Genomic DNA, 1323 nt, shown 5'->3' on the forward strand with positions numbered 1-1323 from the left:
GTACCCAACCCCGTGAATCCCGCTGAAGACTTCGCCGACAAGTGGCATGATTCGCAATATGCGCATCTCAAGCTTGAGGAGAATTTCTGGAACTGGCTAGAAACAGCCCGGAATGATTTCAAAATCATAGCCCAAGCTCGTGACGTGACCTACCTCGATGAGCAAGTTCACGCCAAACTCGCGGCGAGCATCGATAAAGACCGATTACAGGAAAAGCTCTGCCTCGCCACAGTCAACGTGACCACTCGTCCCAAGGTGCATGTCGTTTCCGAGAGCCCGGCCAAACCGTGGGCTCGTCCTTGAAATCTGCCTACACTAACATACCCGGCCTCGGCGAGTTCCTAGCGGACTATCCGCTAATGACGTTTCGTCCGCGCGCAGGGAGGCCGCCCATCCTGCGTGGACGATTTGCGTTTACAGCAACACATCGGGAGGCGGGCGACGTCAGGGATGAGTTCGATTTGGAGATTGAAATCCCACCCGCCTTCCCAAGAGAAGTGCCACGGGTTATTGAGACTGGCGGCAGGATACCCAAAGAAGCCGACTCTCATGTGAATCCGGCTGACGGCACCCTTTGTCTCGGCTCACCGTTGCGGCTGCTTCGATTTTTAGCGGAGCAGCCAACCATGATCGGCTTCGCGGACAAATGTCTTGTCCCATACCTCTTCGCTCAATCCCGGCGACTGTCCGGCTGTGGCAGCTTTGCTTTCGGTGAACTGGCACACGGACTGACGGGAATGCTAGACGATTACGTCGCCATGTTTGGCGTGAAAGACATTCGCCAAGCTGTGGAAACCCTCCGACTGCTCGGGATGAAAAAACGGCTTGCTAATAAGCAGTTATGTCCTTGCAAATGCCGAAAGAAGCTGGGGCAATGCCAGTTCAATGCCAAGATCAGAGAGTTTCGTACTATCGCCAGTCGGCGCTGGTTTCGTACCGAACGCGAGGCAATCCTCAAAGTAGCACAGATGATCGCCGAGAGATCCGCCAAAGCCAAGGCTACGGCGAAGCCAAATCTCTCAGGGATCACTTCACGCGAAGTGGTGTCTGTTTGAAGATTACAATAAATAAATCAAGTGCCCAATGGCATTTCAACGCGAACGATCGCGCGGCCAAGTTCTCCTACCTCAAAATCTGGTCGAGGGTGGAGTTGGTAGTTTGGCGGAGGGCTTCGATGATCTCGGGCTTGCGGAAGAGGCGGTGCCTCCCAAGCTTGTATGAAGGCAGCAATCCTCGGGAGACATACTTACGCAGAGAGGAAAACGGCACCCCAAGCCATTCGGCGGCTTCGCGAATTTGGATAAATTCGGATTTCTTAGAGGG

The 1323-nt window shown here is 54.2% G+C and carries 3 protein-coding genes; 2 read left to right on the top strand and 1 reads right to left on the bottom strand.

Annotation, left to right across the window (positions count from 1 at the left end; all coding sequences use genetic code 11):
- Both M1V25_RS10230 and M1V25_RS10235 read left to right on the top strand, forming a co-directional pair.
- On the top strand, positions 1-303 hold a 303-nt coding region (locus tag M1V25_RS10230; protein WP_498843218.1), incomplete at its 5' end, for a hypothetical protein.
- Positions 304-461: 158 nt separating this feature from the next.
- On the top strand, positions 462-1055 hold the full coding sequence (locus M1V25_RS10235; RefSeq protein ID WP_498843219.1) for a hypothetical protein: 594 nt from the start codon (positions 462-464) through the stop codon (positions 1053-1055).
- A 67-nt stretch (positions 1056-1122) separates the two neighbouring features.
- On the opposite strand, the gene M1V25_RS10240 is transcribed toward M1V25_RS10235, so the two are convergent.
- Positions 1123-1323: excisionase family DNA-binding protein (locus M1V25_RS10240; RefSeq protein ID WP_498843220.1), on the bottom strand; the 201-nt coding region annotated here is incomplete at its 5' end.

Origin of the sequence: Candidatus Nebulibacter yamunensis, assembly GCF_024208055.1 — a bacterium.
GTDB lineage: Bacteria > Pseudomonadota > Gammaproteobacteria > Francisellales > Francisellaceae > Caedibacter > Caedibacter lacustris.